Source organism: Marinifilum flexuosum, assembly GCF_003610555.1.
Classification (GTDB): domain Bacteria; phylum Bacteroidota; class Bacteroidia; order Bacteroidales; family Marinifilaceae; genus Marinifilum; species Marinifilum flexuosum.
On sequence record NZ_RAPQ01000008.1, the window covers coordinates 1,138,380 to 1,161,291 of the forward strand.

The following is a 22,912-nucleotide window of genomic DNA, read 5'->3' on the forward strand; positions in this document are numbered from 1 at the left end:
TTTGGGTTGAATATAAACTGTTTCAAAATCATCCATTAATTGTACCAAAATGGAACAATGTTTTATCTGAATATAATGTTTTGTGTTATTTTTATCCGATACGTATGATACGCATATTATAATTATTTACTAATGAAGAAAAATGGGAAACTGCTAATAGTTGATGACAATAAAAGTGTTTTAAGCTCTTTAAAACTCTTTTTAAAGCATCATTTTGAATTATTGGATATTTGTTCTAATCCCAATCAGATACCAGGTCTGATTACAAAAGACAAGTATGATGTAGTGTTGTTGGATATGAATTTTTCGGCAGGAGTGAATTCTGGGAATGAAGGATTGTATTGGCTGCGTGAAGTTTTAAAGCTCGATGCTTCGTTGGTAGTAATCTTATTTACAGCATATGGCGATGTTAATTTAGCAGTTAATGCCATGAAAGAAGGAGCAACAGATTTTATCTTAAAACCTTGGGATAATAAAAAATTGTTGGCAACACTTCAAAGTGGTGTTGAGTTACACAGAACTAGAGTGCAAGTAGAAAAATTAGAGCAACAAAAAAACTATCTGCAAAAAGATTTGAATCAACAGTTTGTAAATATTATTGGAGAATCGGATGCCATTAAGGAGGTTTTAAGTACGGTTAAAAAAGTTGCTGCTACAGATGCAAATATTTTAATACTTGGTGAAAATGGAACTGGAAAAGAGTTAATTGCCAGAGAAATTCACCAATTGTCAAGCAGAAAAAAGAATATCTTCTTGGGTGTTGATTTAGGCGCTTTAAGCGATAATTTATTTGAAAGTGAATTGTTTGGACATGTTAAAGGATCGTTTACCGATGCGAAAGAGGATAGGATTGGAAGGTTTCAGGCAGCCAATAAGGGAACAATTTTCCTGGATGAAATTGGAAATTTATCCATGCCAATGCAAGCCAAGCTTTTATCGATTTTGCAGAATAGAGTGGTTACACCAATTGGTTCAAATCAACAAGATGAAATAGATGTAAGACTAATATGTGCTACAAACGCAAATATTCAGAAATTGATATCCACAGATCGTTTTAGAGAAGATTTGTTATATAGAATCAATACCATCACTATTGAGTTACCGCCTTTGCGTGAAAGGGACAATGATGTATTGATAATTGGAGAGTATTTTTTGAAGCAATTTGCGCAAAAGTATGGGAAAAAGTTACCTGTAATTCACCCGGAGGCTAAGGAAAAGCTTGTTAGCTACTCATGGCCTGGGAATATACGAGAATTGCGTCATTGTATGGAACGAGCCATTATTTTAACTGATTCTGAAGTTTTACAATCTAAAGATTTTCATTTGGAACAAAAGGATTCCCATGTTAGTTTTGGTTCAAAACCGATGAGTTTGGAAGAGGGAGAACGAGTTATTATCGAGAATTCATTAAAAAGAAATCGTGGTAATATTAGTCAAGTAGCGAAGGAGTTAAATGTTGGTCGCCAAACCCTATATCGCAAAATTGAGAAGTATAACATTTTACACTAGCCAAATGATTTATCGTCGACTTTATATTGTTGTAATTGTAAGAGTATTAGGGATATTGGTAAATAGTTTAGTGTTGGCATTTGTCTGGTATGAATATCGTGATATTGTATTGTTGATTAATTTGCTAGCATTACTAATTGTGCAGGTTGTATTATTTATTCGGCGCTTGAATAAAGTTAATCGCGACTTGGAACATTTTTTTAGTACGGTTCGAAATAGCGATACAAGTGTGAAGTTTAGCTCGAATCGAACAAAGGAATATCAGAACTTATACAAACAATTTGATCTAATCAATAAGGATATACTTGGGATAAAAATTAAGAATCAAAATCAAGATCAGTATTTTAAGGTTTTGGTAGAACATGTTGCCATAGGATTAATTTCTATCGATTCCAATGGAAAAGTATTGCTTTTTAATAAGGCTGCACAAGATATTTTCAATAGAATTCATTTGTACAGACTTGAAGATTTGGATAGGATTCAAGAAGGATTAAGCGATGTGATTCATGAAATTGAACCTGCGCAAAAAAGGCTAATTTCTCTTCATAGAAATAATGAATTGGTTCAACTTGCTATAAAAGCAAGCAAATTAAAGTTGAGTAGACAAGAGATAAAACTGGTTTCCTTTCAGAATATTCAGCAGGAACTTGATGAAAAAGAATTGGATGCATGGCAGAAGCTGATAAGAGTTCTTACACACGAAATTATGAATTCGTTGAGTCCAATAAATTCATCAATTGGAACCATATCCGAGATTTTTAGAAATAGAAAACAAGAGGGCGGACAAATTAACCAAGAAGAAAGTGAAGATGTTGTAACGGGGCTCGAAATAATAGAGGAGAGAACTATTGGTATGGTTGATTTTGTGAGTCGTTTTCGGGATTTAACTCTTCTTCCATCACCTAAATTTAAACAGGTTAATTTAGTTGATCGGGTAAATCAAATACTCAAACTGTTGAAGGAGAATTTACAATTGGAGAACATTCAAGTAAATTTGGTTCATCCAAAGAATGGTGTTGAAGTTAATGCAGATCCTGCAATGCTCGATCAAATATTATTAAATCTCATCAACAACTCAATTCATGCATTAAGAGCTTGTGACAACAAACAAATTGAGATTCGGGTAAGTGAATCAAAAGAGCCAAGTATAGATATAGAAGATAATGGATGTGGTATATCTGAAGAAAATAGAGAAGAAATTTTCACGCCATTTTTTACAACCAAGGAGAATGGATCGGGTGTTGGTTTAAGTTTATCACGTCAATTAATGAAATTACATAAAGGATCATTAACCTTTACTTCTCAGCAAGGAGGTCCCACAATATTTAAGATTCAATTTAACTCATAAATAGTGTTAAAAAATCTAAAAATAAATTTGAAAATCAAAATAACACCTATATTTGTACTGAGAATACCAAAAGAGTTCAATTATGGCAAAAACAGATAAGATAGAAATTAAGGAGAGAGTGACAAATGTTGCCTATGAGATGATAATGAAGTTTGGACTTCGTGGTTTAAATATGGTTGAACTGGCTAGGGAGTCTGGTTTGGCAAAAGCTACACTATACAAAATCATTGGAACTAAGGAGGATTTAATCAGGCAAATTGCCTTTCGAATATTCGAAGTGAATTTTATTAAAATGCTTGAGCCTTTTAGATTAATTGATGATCCATCAAAGGCTACCCAAGAATTTCTTGATAATTATTTTGATTATGCAATTCAGGCGCAGAAGATTTTAGTTCAACAGATTTATAGAGAATATCCTTTGATTGAAAAAGAGGTGGATCAGGAATTTAAAGTGGAGACAGAGTTTGTGATTCAACGTTATAAACAATGGCAGAGCGAAGGGCTAATAAGGCAAGATGTTAATGTTGATTATTGTATTGATGCATTGCAACATTTAAATGAGTTTTATGTGGTAGAAAATTATTCGGAAGAAGAGACAATTGCAAGGCTTCGAGCATCATTTACATGTGTTTTAAGAGGCATGGGTATCGAAATTTAGATAAATTTAATTTATAGTTTAAGGAGTATTGTTTTATGCTTCTTATTTTTGTGATAAAAATGAACTAAGTGAACTTTAAAAGTTCAAAAAAGTAATTTGAATGATGTTGGAGTAAACATGCTCCATATATTTTTTGTATAAAAATGAACTCTATGAACAATGCGAGTTCAAAAGGTGGTAAAAATGAAAGTAATAAAAATTTCTAATGTCTTAATTCTGCTGTTTGTTATTTCGGCAGGTCTTTTTTCGTGTAAAGACAAAAAAGAGAGTAAGAAAGAGCTTATTCAGCCTGTGAAGATTTACAAGGTGAATGCAAACGGAGATGAGCAGAATAAGAAAGTTTTTACGGGTTTTGTGAAGGAATCCAGAGAAGTACGATTGGCTTTTCAGGTACCGGGACCTTTGGTTAAATTGAATGTTGATCAAGGCCAATTTGTTAAAAAAGGAGAAGTTATTGCAGAACTTGATAAGAGAGATTTCATGGTAAAGCTGGAATCTGCCAATGCAAATTATGAAAATGCTAAGCTACAAGCAGAACGTTATGCTGCTTTGTATGAAAAAAAGAGCACTTCGAAAAGTGTTTATGACCAGATGCAAGCAGCTTATAAGTTAGCTAAAGCACAAAAAGAGGCAGCAGAAAATGCTTTAAGAGATACTAAAATTTATGCCCCTTTTACAGGTTACATACAAGGAATGTTTGTGGAAAACTTTGAGAAAATAGGAGCAGGACAGCCTATTGTTTCAATTTTAGATTTAAATAATCTGGAAATTACAGTTGCCTTGAGTGAGAATGATTTCTTGATGCGTAACTCATTTGATTCCTTCACTTGTAAGTTTGAAAACTTTAAGAATACTGATTTTGATTTGAGTTTAATTGACATTGAAAGAAAGCCTAATGGTGATAACTTCTTTAAAATGAGATTAAAACTTGATGTTAATAAAAAGCAAGTTGTTCCGGGAATGGTGGCTAGTGTGACAGTTTTTATGAAAGCTGACGGAGAAGAAAACTATAAAGTTCCGGTAGAATCAGTATTTAGTGATAAAGGCAAATCTTACGTTTGGATTTTTGATAACACAAAAAAATGTGTACAGCAAAGAGAAGTTAAAATGTTAGGTTTTGATTCTAATGGAATGGTGAATTTAAGCAGGGGAATTTCCAATGGCGAAATGATTGTTGCAGCTGGGGTTCATTCTTTACGCGAAGGTCAAAAAGTGAAAATATTGGTAAGGAAGTCTAATACCAATGTAGGAGGTCAATTATGAATTTTACAGAAGCAGTATTAAAACAGCGAAAAGTATTGCTGTTTGTACTAATCGCTTTGACTATAGGTGGGGTTTTTTCATTTTTTAAGATGGGAAAACTTGAAGATGCTGAAATTAGTGTAAAATCTGCATTGGTAATCACTAAGTACCCGGGTGCATCGCCGCATGAGGTCGAACTTCGAGTAACTGATGTTTTGGAAACCGCTATACAGGCAATGGATAATATCGATGATATCGAATCACGATCTATGGCAGGATATTCCGAAATTACAGTGAATATTAAAAAATCGGTTAAAAGTAAGGAGTTACCACAATTGTGGGATGTACTTAGAAGAAAGGTTAATGATATCACACCTGCTTTACCACAGGGAGCTTCAAAGCCAATGGTTGTAGATGATTTTGGTGATGTATATGGGATATTCCTTGCATTAAGTGGTGATGGTTATTCGGGAGAAGAGTTGCAAGATTATGCCAGATACATGAAAAGAGAATTGCTCTTGGTTGAAGGTGTAAAAAGAATTAATCTTTTTGGGGAACAGGAAACCTGCATTAATATTGAGCTTTCACAAGAGAAAATGGCATACCTGGGAATACATCCTGCCAATGTAATTCAAATCTTGAATCAGCAGAATGGTATGGTAAATCCGGGTAGCTTGAAAGTTGGTGGCGATAGAATTCGAATAGCATCAGATGGAAGCTTTCATGAATTGGATGATTTAAAGAATATTTTGATTTCGGCAAACGATAAAAATCCAATTTTCTTAAAAGATATTGCCCAGGTAAAAGAAGATTATGTACGACCATTTACAAGAAAAATGAAGTACAATCAAGTTCCTGCCATCGGACTTACCATTGCCATGGAAAAAGGTGGCAATGTGATTGAATTAGGTGAAAGAGTTCAGCAAAGAATTGATGAGTTAAAATCGAACGTTCCTGTTGGTATCAACATCAATCGTGTTTTTTATCAGCCAGAGCGAGTAAGTGTAGCCATTGAGCAATTCATGATAAATCTGATTGAATCAGTTTTAATTGTAGTATTTGTTTTGTTATTGGCAATGGGATTTCGAACTGGACTTTTAATCGGAAGTGGTTTGATATTTACCATTTTAGGAACATTCATTGTCATGTTAAGCGTCGATATTACGCTACAACGTGTAAGTCTGGCAGCCATAATCATTGCTATGGGGATGCTGGTAGATAATGCAATTGTAATTGCCGATGGAATTTTGGTGGATCTGAAAAAAGGCTTGAAACGTGATGAGGCCATGAGCAGAACATCCAAACAGACGGCAATGCCTTTGTTAGGAGCTACGGTTGTTGCCATTCTTGCATTTTTGCCTATTTACCTTTCACCAGATAGTACAGGTGAGTTTTGTGCAAGTTTGTTTCAGGTAGTTGGCATATCATTGTTTCTAAGTTGGATTTTAGCATTAACACAAACCCCATATTTTTGTGATCTGTTTTTAAGAGGCAAAAAATATGAGAAGCAAGAAGGAGAAGAAGCACAAACGGATCCTTATGCCGGGAAATTTTATCAGAAGTTTCGTCACTTTGTAAAATATTCTCTTCGACACAAAACGATGATTTTGGCTGTTACAGTCTTGATGTTCTTTTCGGCTGTGTTTGTATTTAAGTATGTGAAGCAATTGTTTATGCCTAATCTTGAGTACAATCAATTTATCGTTGAATATTGGTTGCCAGAAGGTTCGGATATTGAAACAGTAGAGAGTGATCTAAATGATCTGGAAACTTACTTGTTAAAGCAGGAGGATGTTCTTAATGTTACTACCAGTTTGGGTTCAACACCTGCTCGTTACACTTTGGTTCGACCGTTCAATAATAGTCATGCAAATTATGGGGAGTTGATAATCGATACTAAGGATTATGAAACCACAGTTCGATTTGGTGCTGATTTACAGGAGTTTTTAGATGAGAATTATTCATGGGCGAGAGCTAGGGTAAGATATTATTCTCCTATTTCAACAGAGTCGATGATAGAGGCTAAATTTTCAGGACCAGATCCAAAAGTCCTACGAGAATTGTCAGAAAAGGCGGAGAGAATCATGAAGGACGAACCAATTGCGGTGAAGGTAACCAACAATTGGAAGAATCAGGTTAAGGTTTGGAACCCTCGTTTTTCTCAGGCACAATCACGAATTACCGGAATCAATCGTTCCGATGTTTCTAATGCTTTGGCTTGTGCTACCGATGGATTGGCCATTGGAGTATTCAGAAAAGCAGATGATATATTACCTATCTATTTAAAGACAACAGTTGAAAAAGATAAGTATGTTGAATCTCTTGAGAATACACCAGTTTGGGGAGCTAAACCTCAAAGTATTCCATTGCGACAGGTAGTGTCTGATATTGAAATTGAGTTTGAAAATCCGGTAATCAAAAGATACGATCGACGTAGAGCAATAAAAGCCCAGTGCGATCCGGCACCAGGATACAATGCCCCTGATGTTTTTAATAAAGTTCAAGAGAAAATTGAGGCAATACCACTGCCTGAAGGTTATGATTTAGAATGGTTGGGAGAGCATAAAAACAGTGCTGATGCGAATGAAAATATAGAGAAGTTTTTACCATTGGCATTTTTATTAATGGTCATCATTATCATGATGTTGTTTAACAACTTCCGTCAGCCAATTATCATTTTAACAATTTTACCACTGGCATTTATCGGAGTTAGTTACGGTTTGTGGTTAACTGGCAAGCCATTTGGATTTATGGCTGTATTGGGAACCCTTGGATTAATGGGTATGATGATTAAAAATGCAGTGGTTCTGCTCGACCAGATTAATTTGGATATAAGTGAAGGGAAAGATGTATTAGTAGCAATTATCGACTCTGCAGTATCCAGAATGCGTCCGGTAATTATGGCATCATTCACAACAATTTTAGGTATGATTCCTTTAATTCCAGATGAACTGTTTGGAGGAATGGCTGTTGCGATTATGTTCGGATTGTTAATAGGATCAATTATTACATTAATTATTGTTCCGGTATTGTATGCGGTATTCTATCGTGTAAATACTAAAGAAGTTATGGATTTATAAGACACTTTTTATGAAATTATTAAAATTCAAAATATATACTATTCTTGCTGTTTCCCTGATATCATATCAGGGAATTGGGCAGGAGAAATTATCTCTTCAGGAAAGTAGAAAGTTGGCATTGGAATATAATCAGAGAATAAAAATTGCAGAAGAGTTAATTTCAGAAAGTCAATCGAATGTAAAGTTTGCGTATACGCATTTCCTGCCTAACCTTAGCGCAGAAGGAAGCTATAGTTATTTACATGATATTGATGATATTTCTTTTCCGGGATTTTTTCTGCCAACCGCCAGTAGTTTGGATGAAGCAAAATTGGGAAACTTTACAGGTACAAGTGATGTTTACTTTCCCGGTTTAAATCTTGAAATGGGAAATATTGATTACTATTCTGCAAATTTGATTTTAAGTCAACCTATATATGCCGGAGGTAAAGTAAGAAGCAATTACAATATGGCCAAGTTAGGAGCCGATTTATCGGTATTCAATCGAAAACTGGAAGCTTCTGATGTTATTCTTGAAACCGATAAGGCATATTGGAATCTTGTGTCGGTAAGAGAAAGAGTTAAAGTGGCTGAAAAGTATGTTGAAATGTTGAATCAGTTGGTAACTGATTTGAAGAATGCTTTTGACCTGGAATTGACTACAAAAAATGAATTGCTAAAGGCTCAAGTACAGTTCAACCAGGCAAAACTTGATTTGTTCAGAATTAAAAATGCTCATGTGCTTTCTCAAATGGCATTGTGCCAGGTAATTGGTAGAGATTTGAAAAGCGAAATATCAGCTTCTGACACAATTATTTTAGTTGAGAATAAACATGTCGAAACTAATTTTATTCAGAAGGCAATGCAACAAAGACCAGAAATTTTGATGCTTGGAAAGCAGGTGGAAATAGATAGGCAAGAAGAAAAAAGAACACTTGCCGATTATTTGCCACAGTTGGGTGTAGGAGCTTCTTATGGTTATACAAGTAAAATCGAAAATTTGATGGATTCACGCCAAAACTTATCTGTTCAGGCAAGTTTAAAGGTTCCTATTTTTCACTGGAATGAAAGAAAGCATAGGGTTGCAGCAAAGAAATATCAGACAAAACAACGTGAGCTGCAATTAGACAGAACTAAGGATTTGGTTAGCCTTGAAGTGCAGCAGGCATATTTCAACTTGCAAGAAGCATACGAGCAAAACAAATTGGCTCGAATATCAATGAATCAGGCCGAAGAGAATGTTTCCATAACCAGGAATAGTTTTTACGAAGGTTTGGCCAATGCCACTGAAATGCTCGATGCGCAAGCATTTTGGCAACAGGCACATACCGAATTAATTGATGCAAAAATCAATTTTAAGCTAAAAGAATCGGGTTTCCTAAAAGCAATAGGAGAATTAGCAGAGTAAAATAGTGGGAAGAGAGAGGCATGAATTACATATGGGATGTTGTTGATTGGTGGTTCTTTCAACCTTGTAATTCATCCTCTCTTGTTTTAATAAGTACGAAGATATGAAAGATAGAGATTTGCTTTATGAAGAGGCGATAAGAAGTTTAAAAAATCCCTCAAAAACCAATATGCAAATTATAAAAACACACTTGTTTTGTTTAAAAGTAAATAACGATTACGTGATCAATACCAAAGAACAAATAAATGATTTGGTATCTTTCATCAATTGCAATCATGGAAAATAAGTTATCGCGACATATTTATAAGTCTATAACTTATTTTGGAGCTATCATTCTTACTTGGATTCTGGCATGTTTCTTTTTAACTACTTTTCAGGTTAATGAAAACAATACCATGTCAATTTCGAGGATGGCTGACTTAAACAATGCATTTTGGTCTGGTTTGCTGGCCGGTATTATTTGGGGAGTCATTTTTAAGATATCACAGTATATTAGGAAATTTCTTTCTCGTTTCTCATTAACGATTTTACTTTCCGTTTCGGTCAATGTATTAAGTGCCTATTTATTGATCTATTCGATCTATCACTTAAGTGATATTTTTATGTTTGAAGATTTTCCAAATAGTTTTCAACAGCTATTAGATCTTTATAATTCACAGATATTTTATTCCATTTTAGCTTATTTCTTTATTGTGGGATCTTTAATCGAGATTTTTTTCGAAATAGACAAGCGCTTAGGAAAAGGAGTACTTTTAAAGTTCTTGTTGGGGAGATATTATAAACCAAAGGAAGAGGACAGAGTGTTTTTGTTTATGGATTTAAAATCATCAACCTATTATGCTGAGCAATTGGGGCACTTTAAGTACAGCAGGTTGATTCAGGATTGTTTTAAAGATATCTCTTCTGCCATTGAGAAAAATAAGGCTCAAATTTATCAGTTTGTTGGCGATGAAGTGGTACTGACCTGGAGACTGAAGGATGGATTGAAAAACAACAGGTGCCTGCAAGTGTTCTTTGATTTTATGGAAGAACTGCATAAGAAAAGAGACTATTATCAAAAGGAATATGGAATTATACCAGTCTTTAAAGCTGGAGTGCACTCAGGTAAGGTTATGGTTGCAGAAGTAGGGGAGTTAAAGTCAGAAATCGCCTATCATGGTGATGCCATTAATACAGCATCGCGTATTCAATGCTTATGCAATTCCTATCAATCAAAGCTTTTGGTATCGGGTAACCTGATTAAAGAGTTGAAAGAGAACCAATATTTTGATACTGATTACGAGCCTTTGGGAACAGTGCTATTAAATGGGAAACAGCTCACTACCGCGCTCTATAAAATATGCTAGGTAATGAGCTGTTATTATTGAGTTTTTATGATTCTGTTTCTAAGATCTTTTTGTGACCACTAACCACTCCTTGAACAAGAGAGGAACTAAATCCTTCATGCTCCATTTTATTTAGTGATTTAATGGTTACTCCAAGTGGAGTCGTTACCTTGTCGATTTCTGGTTCGGGGTGAGTTCCATTTTCAATAATCAATTTTGAAGCACCTTTCATGATTTGTGCTGCCACTTCTAATGATTGCTTTGAAGACAGACCAATCTCGATCCCTCCTTGCGAAGCAGCTCTCATAAATCTTAACGCAAAGGCAATACCACAAGAAGCCAAAACTGTTGCAGCTGGCATTTGCGATTCCGGGATAATCATGGTTGCTCCAAGTTGATCGAAAATTTCAACAACTTCATCTTTGTGCTCCAAGCCCTTTTCGTTAAAAGACAATGCAGTCATTGATTCCTGAATGGCGATTGCTGTATTTGGCATAGCTCTAATTACAGGTACATCTACTAAAATATCTTCAAGATCTTGAATTTTAATTCCTGAGATAACCGAAATTAAAACTTGTTTACCTTTTTGTAAAGGTTCCTTAATCTCGTTTAGAAGTATTCTTGCCACAGTTGGTTTTACTGCAACTATAACAATTTGCGAATTGTTAATTGCCTCAAGATTATTGGTTGTAATATTCACACCTATTTCATCTTTTAGGTGTTGAATTAAATGCAATTCAAGATTGGTAACTGTAATTTGTTCAGGTTTTAATAAACCGCTTTGAACTAATCCTTTTGCAATAGAGGATCCTAAATTTCCTCCTCCAATAATTGTAATGTTCTTTGAGTTCATTTTTAAGGTGTGTTTGTAAATATCGTTTAAAATTGCGGCAGCAAAACTAATGAAGATTGCGATTTAAATTACTAACTATTTGTAGTGATTTTTGTGTTATTCAACTAGTCTGGAAAATGATTTTCGAAAGCATACCAGTGTTGTGGAGTTGTGGTCAGTATATCAGATATAAATGGGGTAGAATTATTTTAAGAATACAATTGAGAATTTATGGGTATACCCTTAAACTTTGTGCGTGATTAATTACTGAGACAAAGAGTGTATGCACTCTTACACTACGAGTGCATGCTTATTGAGATGACGAGTGTACGTACTCTTAACCTAAGAGTGCATAGTGGTTGAACCTTAGTAAACAAATTTGTTGAGGTTCAAAGTGCATGCAGTTGTACCCTCAAAGTGTATGCAGTTGTACTCTCAAAGTGTATACAGTTGTACTCTCAAAGTATAGAGGATTGTGTTGAAATTCGGAATAAATTACAATAATCTATCAAAAATGTATTTAATACAATCTCCTTTTTATTGAAAAGATAGGTGAATAGCCTCGTTGATAACGAACGCATCGTTACAATACTAATTAAAACGTCGTTATAACATCATAACATAGAAATTGCTGACTCAAAAGGATCAATTGTTCAAGAACTTAATACATCACACATTAAGCTTCTTTTTCTTCTTGAAGTATTTGTTAATGGTCTCCAGTAACTTTTTTTCATCAAATGGCTTCGCAATAAAGTCATCGCAACCCGCTTCAATACTCTTGTTCTTATCTTCTCTGAAAGCATTTGCCGTTTGTGCAATAATCGGAAGATTGTCACGCATTTTCTTAATAGATTGTGTTGCTTCCAAGCCATTGATGTCAGGTAATCGCAAATCCATTAAAACAAGGTTAATGGTAGGATTTCTTAAGCTCAGTTCTATTGCTTTGTTTCCTGATATGGTATGAAGTATTTTCACTTTTGTAGGCTTTAAAGCTGCTTCGATGTACTTGTAGTTGGTTTCGTCATCTTCTACTACCAAAATCAATTTATCATCCCATTTGTAATCTTTTTTCTTAGCTGTCTTTTTAATGGGTACATTATCTGTATCTACAGGCTTGTAAGGAATGGTAAAGAAGAAGGTTGTTCCTTTGTCTTCAACCGTTGCCATTCTTATTTTTCCTCCCATTAATTCTACAAAACCTTTCGAAATGGCCAAGCCAAGACCAGTACCACCATATTTACGAGTAAAGGATTCCTCAACCTGACGGAAACGTTCAAAAATAATGTCTTGTTTCTCTTTCTGAATACCAATACCTGTATCCTTTACATAGAATTCAAGGGAATTGTCCTTTAAAAGTTTATAGCCAAACTCAATGGATCCTGATGAGGTGAATTTAAACGCATTGTTCAGAAGGTTAGAAAGCACCTGTTTTAGCTTTCTTTCTTCGGTTACTACCAGAGTTTTTTCGTTTGGTAATGATTTAATAACTCTAAATTCAATTTCATCATCAGCAATATTCTCTTTGCTGAATTGCATATGCAAATCGTCTAAAATTGAATTAATCGAGCATTGAGTTTCCTTGATAATGGTTTGTCCGGCATCCAGCTTCGAAATATCAAGAATATCATTAATAATCTTCAATAACTGATTAGAACTCTTGTAAATGATATCTACATATACATTTTGTTGTTCATCAGTTTTTCCAGGCTTTCTAAGCATATCTGCAAAACCAATAATCCCATTCATTGGGGTTCTGATTTCGTGTGACATGTTGGCAAGGAATGCAGACTTTAAACGATCACTTTCTTCCGCTTTTTCCTTCGCTTTTACCAACTCACTTTGCGTATTAATAATAGGAGTAATATCATTAATGATGATCATGGAAGAGGTATCGAAAGGAACCATGAAAAATTCACAATGCCTCTGTTCACCATTTTTAGTATTAATGTGAAATTCTTGTTTCTCAATATCTGTATTGTCCTGCCTTGCTTTTTCAGTAGCTTTTTTCCAAGCTTCAATAACTGTATTTCTGTATTTTTCGTCAGGATAACATTTTGCATACCAGTCTTCAGAGGTAGGAATGTCATTTAAGTTATATCCAAATTGCTCAATAAACTTATCATTCAGGAATTCGATATCTTTATTCTCATCAGTAATTACAATAGGAAGAGGTGATTTGTGAATCATCTTTTTCAACCTGCGTTCGCTCGAAATTATAGCCTGTTGGGCATTCTTCCTTTCGGTGATATCACGTGCCGTGGAAAGAATTACATGCTTTCCTTGCAGGGTTACCAACTGGTTTACTGTTTCCATAGGGGTTTTTTTACCATACTTGGAAACAAACATTTGTTCGCTGGTAAACTGCTTTTCGCGAGTTAGACGTTTTATCGAATCAACAATGTAATCATCATCTAAATTTTCAATAAAATCATGAAGTGTAAGTTGTAATAGTTCTTCGCGAGAATAGCCAAGCAAAATACAAGCTGTATCGTTAGCTTCGATTAATTTTGAAGAACCATCACCTAAATATTCGTTTACCAATATGATATCGGTACTTCCGTTTATCAGGTTCCTGTATTTCTCTTCGCTTGTAGCCAGGGCAGTTGTTCTCTCTTTTACCCTTCCTTCCAGTTTTTCGTTAAAAGATCTTAGCTGTTCCGAGTAATCGTGTATTTCCTGGTATTGTTCACGAATGGTTTGTTCGCCTTTCTCACGCTCCAATATTTCATTCTGAAGTTTGGTGTAGGTTTCGGTTAACTCAGTGATAGAATGGCTTAATAAACTCTCTTCACTAATCCTTTTAACAGAACCATGACCTTGGCCTTGATAAATGGCTTGAGCTTTGTAAATATAATTCTTAATTGGTCGTGAAATACTATCAGAAATTACATAGGTAATAGCAATACAAAACAGTACAATTATCACCGATATAATCGTAAACCAAAATAATGTAGCGTTGTGCATTTCTGACGCTTCCTTATAACTGGAATCAGCTTTGTTTTCAGCAAAATCAGTCAATACTTTGGTTTTTTCCTTAAGCTTATTCAAATGATTTGCTGCCATGCCATCAACCATTTTCTTTGCTGTAAGTTCTTTACCACTAACTTTTAAATCGATAATTTGGTTTCTGATATCTTCCCAGTCCATAAAGGCACGGTGAGCTTCACCTACATCTCTTCCATTGCCTAAGAAATTATTGTAGACAATGTCAAATTCATCTTCCACCTTAAGATGATAAAGATTTATGGTATCAATTGCCTGATCGAACTCCTCTTGAGTGTTAGCAAGTAAGATATCTTTCATTGCACTTTCCATGATTTGAATGTGCGTATTAATATCCCGAATACTATTGCTTACCGTATAGGTGTGATTATAAATGAATTCAGATTCTGATCGTAGTTTTTTTACCTGGAAAATAGAGAGGACGAAGAATGATACCGTAAACAGTAGAATAAGTCCGAATCCAGCAAGCACTCTCGTACGAAATTTTAACTTATTAAGCATTTAGCTTCGCCTGTATTTAGTGTGTAATTAGTGGTTGATTTTGGTCACATTTAGGTGACTTTCATTCCTAAGTTAGTTATTCTTATGGATTTACACAAGATTTTTGACAAAGGTGCTATTATTGCTTACGTAGAGGGGAATTTATACAACAAAAAAAGCAGCTCAAAATGAGCTGCCTATGAAATATAATCAAATGTATTTTGATTTATACGATTCCAGAGAATCCCATAAAAGCCATTGCAAGTAATCCGGCAACAATAAGAGCGGCTGGAGTTCCTTTAATTCCTTTAGGTAATTCTATCATATCAAGGTGTTCACGTAGTCCAGCAAATAATACCAATGCTAGCCCAAAACCAATTGCTGATGCTCCAGAGAATACAACAGCTTCGAGCAAATCGTAATCTTTCTGAATGGTCATGATTGCAACCCCTAAAATTGCACAGTTAGTCGTGATTAATGGAAGGAATACTCCCAAAGCCTGATATAATGCAGGACTTACTTTCTTCAAAATAATTTCTACCAACTGTACCAATGAAGCAATTACCAAGATAAAGGTGATGGTTTGCATGAATCCAATATTATAAGGATTCAAGATATAGTTCTGAATTAAGTAGGTTACGATAGTAGCCAAAACCATTACAAAGGTTACAGCCCCTGTCATACCTACAGCGGTAGATACTTTTTTCGAAACTCCCAGGAAAGGACAAATTCCAAGGAATTGCATCAATACTACATTATTTACAAATATAGCTGATATAATAATTACAATAAATTCCATCGTTTTCCTCCTTATGCTTTTCTCAGTTTGTTAATAAATGCAATTAAGTATCCCAAGGCAATAAATGCACCCGGAGCCAATACAAAAATCAACATTCCATAATTCTCGCTAAAAATGGTGATGCCAAACATTTTTCCTGAACCGAAAAACTCACGAACAGCACCCAACATGGTTAAAGCCATCGCAAAACCTAGTCCCATACTTAATCCATCAATAATAGAAGGAACCAACTTGTTTTTAGATGCAAATGCTTCGGCACGTCCCAATACTACACAATTTACTACAATCAGAGGAATAAATACACCCAATTGTTCGTGCAGAGCAGGTACGTAACCAGCCATTACCAAATCAACCATTGTTACGAAAGAAGCAATGATCACAATAAATGATGGAATCTTTACTTTATCAGGGATTTGAGAGCTAACCAATGAGATTACAAGGTTTGACATGATTAGTACGAAAGTTGTAGCTAATCCCATACCCAATCCGTTAATTGCAGAAGAGGTTACTCCAAGTGCAGGACACATACCCAACAATAGAGTAAAAACAGCATTCTCTTTAAAAAAACCTTTTAAGAAATTTTCTTTGTTTGTCATTACTTGGTTCCTCCTTCCATTTTTTTGTTATACTCATTGTAAGCAGTCTGAACAGCCTCTAAGAAAGCTCTGGAACTGATTGTTGCTGCAGTAATTGCATCAACTTCACCACCATCTTTGCTAACAGTTAGGTTTGCTGTTCCAGGATTTTTGCCCAAAATGCTACACTTGGCTTTAGTTGGATCGGTAGTTTTAAACCAAGGTTCCATTTTTGTACCCAAACCAGGTGTTTCTTTGTGTTCCAATACTGAATAGTTGTTGATTGTTCCATCAGGTTTAAAACCAACCATAATCCAAATATATCCGGAGAATCCGTTTGTGGTAAATGTTTTTACTGCAGTACCAACCAATTCTCCCCCTTTTTTGGCAGGATAGAATTCCAAAAGATCACCTGTAGGCATCTCAACAGAATACATTTCTTCACTTGGATTATTATCAAATTCAGGAACAACTTCCTTAATGGCTTTTAATTTCTTAGCCAATTTAGCAGCAGCGATAGGTTCTTTGGTTAACTCGTAAAGTCCACCCAATGCAGCTGAGGCAACTAGTGTTACGATGAATAACACCAGAACCATATTTATAAATGTAGATTCTTTTTTACCAGCCATGATTATTTCCTTTTTTCGCCGAAACGCTTAGGTTTAACATACACGTTAATTAGTGGCACAAATGCATTCATAATAAGAATGGCAAATGAAACTCCTTCAGGATATGCTCCAAATACACGGATCACTACAGTAAGGACACCGATTCCCACACCGTAGATGATCATTCCTTTGTTAGACATTGGAGAAGTAACATAGTCGGTTGCCATGAAAATAGCACCCAATAACAAACCTCCTGTCAAAATATGGAATACAGGCCCAGCATAAGCTTCTGGATCTGCCATGTGAAGAATTCCAGTTAAGATAGCAACAGAACCAATCACAGCAACAGGAATGTGCCAAGTAATGATCTTACGGATCAACATATAAATTAATCCAAGAACTAAGGCAGCTCCTGCAATTTCACCCATTGAACCTCCCATATTCCCAAGGAACATGTCCATGTTTGAAGGAATCTTGTCCATTAGTGATGAAAGAGATTGACCGCTTTTCAATCCTTCCTTAATGATGGCAAGAGGCGTAGCTCCGGTTTCCACATCAATATATCCACTGGTTAAACCTTTAGACACTGGCCAACTGGTCATTTGAACAGGGAAGGAAATTAATAGGAATACACGACCAACCAAAGCAGGGTTGAATACGTTGTTTCCTAATCCTCCAAATGTCATTTTACCAATACCAATTGCAACCAAGGCTCCAATCATGATGATCCAGATTGGAAGGTTAGATGGTACGTTAAAAGCCAAAAGAATACCAGTGATAAGGGCAGAACCATCGTTAATGGTAACTTCTGTCTTTAGAATGTATTTTTGAATTAAGAATTCGAATAAGTAACATGATGCTACGGCGGTTAGGGTTACAACTAGTGCACCTAATCCAAAGTAAAAGAACGAAAATAGCAGCGCCGGAAGCATCGCAAATACCACACCATACATGTTTTTCTGTATGGAATCTCCACTATGAACATGCGGAGATGGTGCGACAAGTACTTTGGTGTTCATATCTATTTGTTAATTAGTTAATTTTTAATTTGGTAAATGAATGATTATTAATCACTCATTGTGAATTGCTAATTATTTGCGTGCTCTCATGATTTGGGCTACTTTACCCTTTCCTAATCGGATGTAATCCAATAGAGGACGGTGAGCAGGACAAGTGAAACTACAAGAACCACATTCGATACAATCCATTACTGCATCTTTTTCTAAGCGCTCGTAATCTTTTTTATCAGCACATACCATTAGCAAGTATGGTTCAAGTCCCATTGGACAAACAGAAACACACTTACCACAACGGATACAAGCTTTGGTAGCTTTACGAGCAGTTTCTTCTTTAGGAAGAAGCAATAATCCAGAACTACCTTTAGTCAATGGCACATCAATACTTGATAATGCTTTACCCATCATTGGACCACCACCTACAATTTTACCAGTATCTTCAGGCATGCCACCTGCAGCTTCGATAATATCTTTTACTGGGGTACCAATACGGAACATCCAGTTTGAAGGGTTCTTCAATGATTTACCAGTAACAGTTGCAACTCGTTCAAATAAAGGTTTGTTTTTCTGAACTGCCTCATAAACTGCATAAGCAGTACCAACATTCTGAACAACGGCACCAACTTCAATGGGTAGAGCTCCTGATGGAACTTCACGCTTGATGGTAGCAGAAATTAATTGCTTTTCACCACCTTGAGGGTATTGTGTTTTTAATGGACAAATCTCAATTCCATTATAGTTTGCAGCAAGTTTTGTAAGGTGAGCAATGGCATCTGGTTTGTTATTCTCAATACCGATAATGGCTTTGTTTACCTCAAGAGCTTTCATTAAGATTTGAGTACCAACCAATACCTCATCACCTTTTTCCAACATGATTCTGTGGTCAGAGGTTAGGTAAGGTTCACACTCAACAGCATTAATGATTAAAACCTCTGCAGTTTTTCCTGGAGGAACTGAAAGTTTAACATGAGCAGGGAAAGTAGCACCACCCAAACCAACGATACCAGCATCGCCAACTTGTTTGATAATTTCTTCTTTACTTGCTTTGATATCTTTTACCAATTCTTCGCTTCGGTCGATATGCTCTAACCACTCATCTCCATCAACTTTAATGATGATAGAGGTTCTGCGGAAACCACTAGCATCCATGATATCATCTAGCTTGAATACAGCTCCTGATACAGAAGAGTGAATATTTGCAGATACAAATCCTGAAGATTTGGCAATAAGTTGTCCTACTTTAACTTCGTCGCCTTTTTTAACGATTGCCGTAGCAGGAGCACCAATATGTTGTGAAATTGGAATGCTAACCATTTGGGGTATTGGCAATGCCTGGATTGCGCTTTCAGCAGATAGTTTGTTTTCTGCTGGATGAATACCTCCTATAGAAAATGTTTTTAACACTGATTATCCTCCTATTTATTTGTTATCAGATGTTTCTTCTTTCGAATCGTTTGCTTTTGGCTCAGCTTTAGGAGCATCTTTAACTTCCGTTTTAGCAGTTGCAGGTTTTACTGTTTTTGCATCAGGTTTTGCAGCAGGCTTCTCTTTACGAGGAGGGAAGTTTAATTCATGTATTGCATTAGTAGGACAAACTACTACACATTTTCTACACAATTTACATTTGTTGTAGTCGATGTAAGCAAGGTTGTTTTCTACTGTAATTGCATCGAAAGGACATTCTTTCTCACATTTGCGACAACCAATACATGCAACATTACAAGCTTTTTTCGCAACTGCACCTTTGTCCTTGTTTACACAAGACACAAAAATACGACGGCTTTTAGGGCCTTTTTTGCGAAGCTCAATAATGTTATTAGGACAAGCTTTAACACAAGCACCACAAGAAACACACTTGTCTTCAATAATAACAGGAAGACCTGTTTCTTCGTCCATGTACATTGCATCGAAATTACATGCTTCAACACATTCGCCTAGACCTAGACATCCGTGCTGACAACCAGTTTCACCACTGTAAAGTGATGCAGCAATGGAACAGGAAGCTGCTCCATCGTACTGATTTGTTTTCGGACGGTTCTCGCAAGTTCCGTTACAACGTACAACAGCAACAGTTGGGTCTGCTGCTTTAACTTCGTGTCCTAAAAGGGCACCTACATGTGACATTACTGCTGCTCCACCAACAGGGCAGTTGAAGTTTGAGATGTCGTCGGCTTTTACCAATGCTTCGGCAAAACCCCTACAACCCGGATAACCACAACCCCCGCAGTTTGCTGCAGGCAATGCTTCTTCAACCTCGTCAATTCGAGGATCTTCGTACACTTTGAATTTTTGGGCTACAAAATACAGGATAATTGCTGCTGTAACACCAATCGCACACAAAGCCAGAATAGTGATAGCTATAATGCTCATAGAATTAAATGTTTACGATTTTTTCTATTGTAAATGAAAACGTTTTCTTTAAACGTCCTTTAAAAAAGGACAATATGATATAATAAGGTGGTAAAACTGCCAATGATAGTAAACCACTTATTAGTTCGTTGTTAGTAATTGATGTTGCTATAAAAAGAACAAGTAACACAAGAATAAACGGGAGTACATATGCCAACATTAATGCAAACCAGCCTAAGGATTCGCGATAAGTTAATTTGACTTTTTCTCCTACTGAATACTTGTTGCTAAAATCAATAACATCAATTGATTTTTCCTTCATGTCAGACATTGTACATGCTCCTTTAGCATGACAACCTGCACAAGCCGAAACATTAACAATTCCGACTGTAATCTTACCATCCTTTATTTCCAGGATAGTCCCCTCATGATCAATTTGTTTGGGAGTACTCATGATTTAGCCCCTTTTTATTTAATGTATGTGTTTGTTTGCTGTATATCAGCACCTTTTAATAGGTATGTTATTTAACACATGGCAACAAAATTAACACTTTAGGTCACATTCCATCCTGAAAAAGTCTATTTATAGCGTGTTTAAATAGAGGGACTTCCTTGCTTTTGTAATGTAGAGATTACAATTTTTCATGTATCTATATTGAATACAGTTAGTTTGGGCTATTCAAGAAAAAAATCGCTAATTTTTGTATTTTCTGCAAACGAGATAATTTAGATTGCTTTTAGATAATGAATGCTTGAGTGAAGGCTGTGGAACAACAGGAGTCGAGGAATGTGAATTTTCATGCAGAATTAAATTGAACCACAAAGAGACTTTCCCCTTTTTTGAATTCCTAATTTTGATAAGAGTGTATTACCTGTAAAGTGTTAAAAAATAAACTTTACATATGATTATTGTAAAGGAGCTTGTATTAATTGGAGTATAGAACCTGTATTTTACAGTATCTACCTGGTTGCCCAACCAGGTAAAGTAGGTTGGTAGACGTACTAGAGTAGGTTATCCAAATGGGTAAAGTAGGTTGGTAGACGTACTAGAGTAGGTTATCCAAATGGGTAAAGTAGGTTGGTGGACGTACTAGAGTAGGTTATCCAACCAGGTAAAGTAGGTTGGAAAACGTGCTAGAGCAGGTTGTTTAAATGGATATAATAATTTATTGCACTTACTTGGGTAGGTTGTTATTATAATAATTGCAGTTCAAGTAGGTATTTAAAGAAAAATGCCCAGCGTATGTAAAATACATTGGGCAAATATCTTAAGTATATATTGTGCTTCCTTAGAATTGAAAACGCAATGCCACATAAGGCATTACCGAATTATCAGCCTTAAAACTTCCATCATCTTGCTTGTTCCAGGTCCATTTGTAGTCTATTCCTGTTGCTATAATAGGACTTATTTTATATGCGAAACGAATTAATGCCAATGAATTATCATCGAATTCAAAAGCATCACCAAAATCAACCAAATTGGCTTTTGTATAATATCCTTCAATAATAATCTTATCGAATAAATCTTTCGTTTTAAGATTTAGCTGCATGGTGGCAGGGGTTTCTTCACTTACATTATCAGGCAGAAGTAAATTACCTCCAACCAAAACTTTATCCATTAACGAAGCGGTTAAGGATCCGTAAATACCCTGCTTATTTTTAGCATCGCCCAATGCAGCAATTTTTGCATCCTTATTGATTTCGTAATGCGCATCGAAGAATTGCGGCAGGTAATTGTCGGTATACCAAAGGCGTTCAATTCTCGAATTCAATCTAAAGAAATTGCCTACCACATTCATATTGGCATTAACACCAATTCCCATACCTTTTCCTGCGCCATATCCTTGCGCAGGAGGGATTGCCTGATGATATCTGGCCAGTGAATCTGATTTTATTTTTGCCAGTTTGCTAAAGTGGGTATATCCGGTAAGGTTGATAAAATTGGAATTGATAAAAGTGATTCCCATGTCAAAACCATAGGCTTTCATCCCATCAGAAAGGAATTCATTTTTCCCGGTATCATCTCCAAAGCGATTGGTTCTGTCTTTATCGCTAATGTAAGAGAATCCAAAATCTAATGTTTTAAGAACTGGAATTCCACTAGCTCCAAACGGACGAACATAAGGACGAATGGCGAACAGATTAAATGATTCAAGATTAAAATCGCTATACAAACCTTCGATACCAACAACTTTTTTAATTCTAAAATCGTAGCTAACACCTACTTTTCGCTTTTCAAAACTAGGTGAGTTGTTGTAGTTATTTAACAAGCTACCATAGCCAAGAGATTCGCCTCTTAATTGCCCTACTTTAATAAAAACAGGATCTTTTTTCTTACGACCATAACGTACATAGCTGATAAGACGAAGTATTCCAGCTCCATTTTTGAATTCGTCGCTGTACAATTCTCCCGATTCTATGTTGAAATAAATTGGAAGATCAAATCCTACACCTACTTTTCCCAGGTTCAATTCAGGTTGAAATCTTGCACCAGCATAGTTTTCTCCACCAATTCGGGCAAAGACAAATGCACCAGTGAAAAGGCTGATGGAGTCAGGATTGCTTAGGTTTTCGAATGAATTATCGAAACCGTAAAATAAATTGTCTTCTTGAGCATGCAGGTTCCCTACACACAGAAATATAGACAAGATAGAGAGTAGTAATAGTTTTTTCATATGGTTATATTGGTTATTGATATATG

The 22,912-nt window shown here is 35.7% G+C and carries 17 protein-coding genes; 7 read left to right on the plus strand and 10 right to left on the minus strand.

Translation table 11 applies throughout. The annotated features are described in order from the left end of the window. The first annotated feature begins 132 nt into the window (after nucleotides 1-132). The 7 genes from BXY64_RS04900 (at nucleotide 133) to BXY64_RS04935 (ending at nucleotide 10,570) form a co-directional block, all read left to right on the plus strand. Nucleotides 133-1,509 (plus strand): sigma-54-dependent transcriptional regulator, encoded by a 1,377-nt coding sequence (locus BXY64_RS04900; RefSeq protein ID WP_120238806.1) that lies wholly within the window; start codon nucleotides 133-135, stop codon nucleotides 1,507-1,509. 4 nt (nucleotides 1,510-1,513) lie between these two features. Continuing rightward, nucleotides 1,514-2,857, plus strand: coding sequence for a sensor histidine kinase (locus BXY64_RS04905; RefSeq protein WP_170150578.1), 1,344 nt, complete (start codon nucleotides 1,514-1,516; stop codon nucleotides 2,855-2,857). 82 nt (nucleotides 2,858-2,939) lie between these two features. After that, the gene (locus BXY64_RS04910) at nucleotides 2,940-3,515 is read left to right on the plus strand and encodes a TetR/AcrR family transcriptional regulator (protein ID WP_120238808.1); all 576 of its coding nucleotides are present in this window, start codon (nucleotides 2,940-2,942) and stop codon (nucleotides 3,513-3,515) included. 183 nt (nucleotides 3,516-3,698) lie between these two features. After that, nucleotides 3,699-4,778, plus strand: a complete 1,080-nt coding sequence (locus tag BXY64_RS04915) for an efflux RND transporter periplasmic adaptor subunit (RefSeq protein WP_170150579.1) — start codon at nucleotides 3,699-3,701, stop codon at nucleotides 4,776-4,778. After that, nucleotides 4,775-7,837, plus strand: coding sequence for an efflux RND transporter permease subunit (locus BXY64_RS04920; protein WP_120238810.1), 3,063 nt, complete (start codon nucleotides 4,775-4,777; stop codon nucleotides 7,835-7,837). The genes BXY64_RS04915 and BXY64_RS04920 overlap by 4 nt, the downstream gene beginning before the upstream one ends. Before the next feature lie 10 nt (nucleotides 7,838-7,847). After that, nucleotides 7,848-9,224 (plus strand): TolC family protein, encoded by a 1,377-nt coding sequence (locus BXY64_RS04925; RefSeq protein ID WP_120238811.1) that lies wholly within the window; start codon nucleotides 7,848-7,850, stop codon nucleotides 9,222-9,224. Nucleotides 9,225-9,469: 245 nt separating this feature from the next. Then, the gene (locus tag BXY64_RS04935) at nucleotides 9,470-10,570 is read left to right on the plus strand and encodes an adenylate/guanylate cyclase domain-containing protein (protein ID WP_120238813.1); all 1,101 of its coding nucleotides are present in this window, start codon (nucleotides 9,470-9,472) and stop codon (nucleotides 10,568-10,570) included. Between the two features lie 25 nt (nucleotides 10,571-10,595). Here the strand turns inward: BXY64_RS04935 and proC are convergent, their stop codons facing one another. The 10 genes from proC to BXY64_RS04985 all read right to left on the minus strand — a co-directional run bounded on the left by proC (nucleotide 10,596) and on the right by BXY64_RS04985 (nucleotide 22,886). After that, nucleotides 10,596-11,402, minus strand: a complete 807-nt coding sequence (gene proC, locus BXY64_RS04940) for a pyrroline-5-carboxylate reductase (RefSeq protein WP_120238814.1) — start codon at nucleotides 11,400-11,402, stop codon at nucleotides 10,596-10,598. A gap of 648 nt (nucleotides 11,403-12,050) precedes the next feature. Then, nucleotides 12,051-14,885 (minus strand): PAS domain S-box protein, encoded by a 2,835-nt coding sequence (locus tag BXY64_RS04945; RefSeq protein ID WP_120238815.1) that lies wholly within the window; start codon nucleotides 14,883-14,885, stop codon nucleotides 12,051-12,053. 205 nt (nucleotides 14,886-15,090) lie between these two features. Continuing rightward, nucleotides 15,091-15,663: an electron transport complex subunit RsxA gene (rsxA, locus tag BXY64_RS04950; protein WP_120238816.1), complete on the minus strand. Its 573-nt coding sequence runs from the start codon at nucleotides 15,661-15,663 to the stop codon at nucleotides 15,091-15,093. An 11-nt stretch (nucleotides 15,664-15,674) separates the two neighbouring features. After that, nucleotides 15,675-16,259 (minus strand): electron transport complex subunit RsxE, encoded by a 585-nt coding sequence (rsxE, locus tag BXY64_RS04955; protein WP_120238817.1) that lies wholly within the window; start codon nucleotides 16,257-16,259, stop codon nucleotides 15,675-15,677. After that, complete coding sequence (locus tag BXY64_RS04960) at nucleotides 16,259-16,867, minus strand: RnfABCDGE type electron transport complex subunit G (protein WP_110361557.1); 609 nt, start codon at nucleotides 16,865-16,867, stop codon at nucleotides 16,259-16,261. Before BXY64_RS04960 ends, rsxE begins: the two co-directional genes overlap by 1 nt. A gap of 2 nt (nucleotides 16,868-16,869) precedes the next feature. Continuing rightward, on the minus strand, nucleotides 16,870-17,865 hold the full coding sequence (locus BXY64_RS04965; protein WP_120238818.1) for an RnfABCDGE type electron transport complex subunit D: 996 nt from the start codon (nucleotides 17,863-17,865) through the stop codon (nucleotides 16,870-16,872). A gap of 72 nt (nucleotides 17,866-17,937) precedes the next feature. Beyond that, nucleotides 17,938-19,266 carry an electron transport complex subunit RsxC gene (rsxC, locus tag BXY64_RS04970; protein ID WP_120238819.1) on the minus strand — a complete coding sequence of 443 codons (1,329 nt, stop codon included), beginning with the start codon at nucleotides 19,264-19,266 and terminating at the stop codon, nucleotides 17,938-17,940. A gap of 15 nt (nucleotides 19,267-19,281) precedes the next feature. After that, nucleotides 19,282-20,232 (minus strand): Fe-S cluster domain-containing protein, encoded by a 951-nt coding sequence (locus tag BXY64_RS04975; protein ID WP_120238820.1) that lies wholly within the window; start codon nucleotides 20,230-20,232, stop codon nucleotides 19,282-19,284. 4 nt (nucleotides 20,233-20,236) lie between these two features. After that, on the minus strand, nucleotides 20,237-20,665 hold the full coding sequence (locus BXY64_RS04980; protein ID WP_120238821.1) for a SoxR reducing system RseC family protein: 429 nt from the start codon (nucleotides 20,663-20,665) through the stop codon (nucleotides 20,237-20,239). Nucleotides 20,666-21,500: 835 nt separating this feature from the next. Next, a complete protein-coding gene (locus BXY64_RS04985) occupies nucleotides 21,501-22,886 on the minus strand; it encodes a hypothetical protein (RefSeq protein ID WP_120238822.1) in 1,386 nt (461 codons plus the stop codon). Between the last annotated feature and the right edge of the window lie 26 nt (nucleotides 22,887-22,912).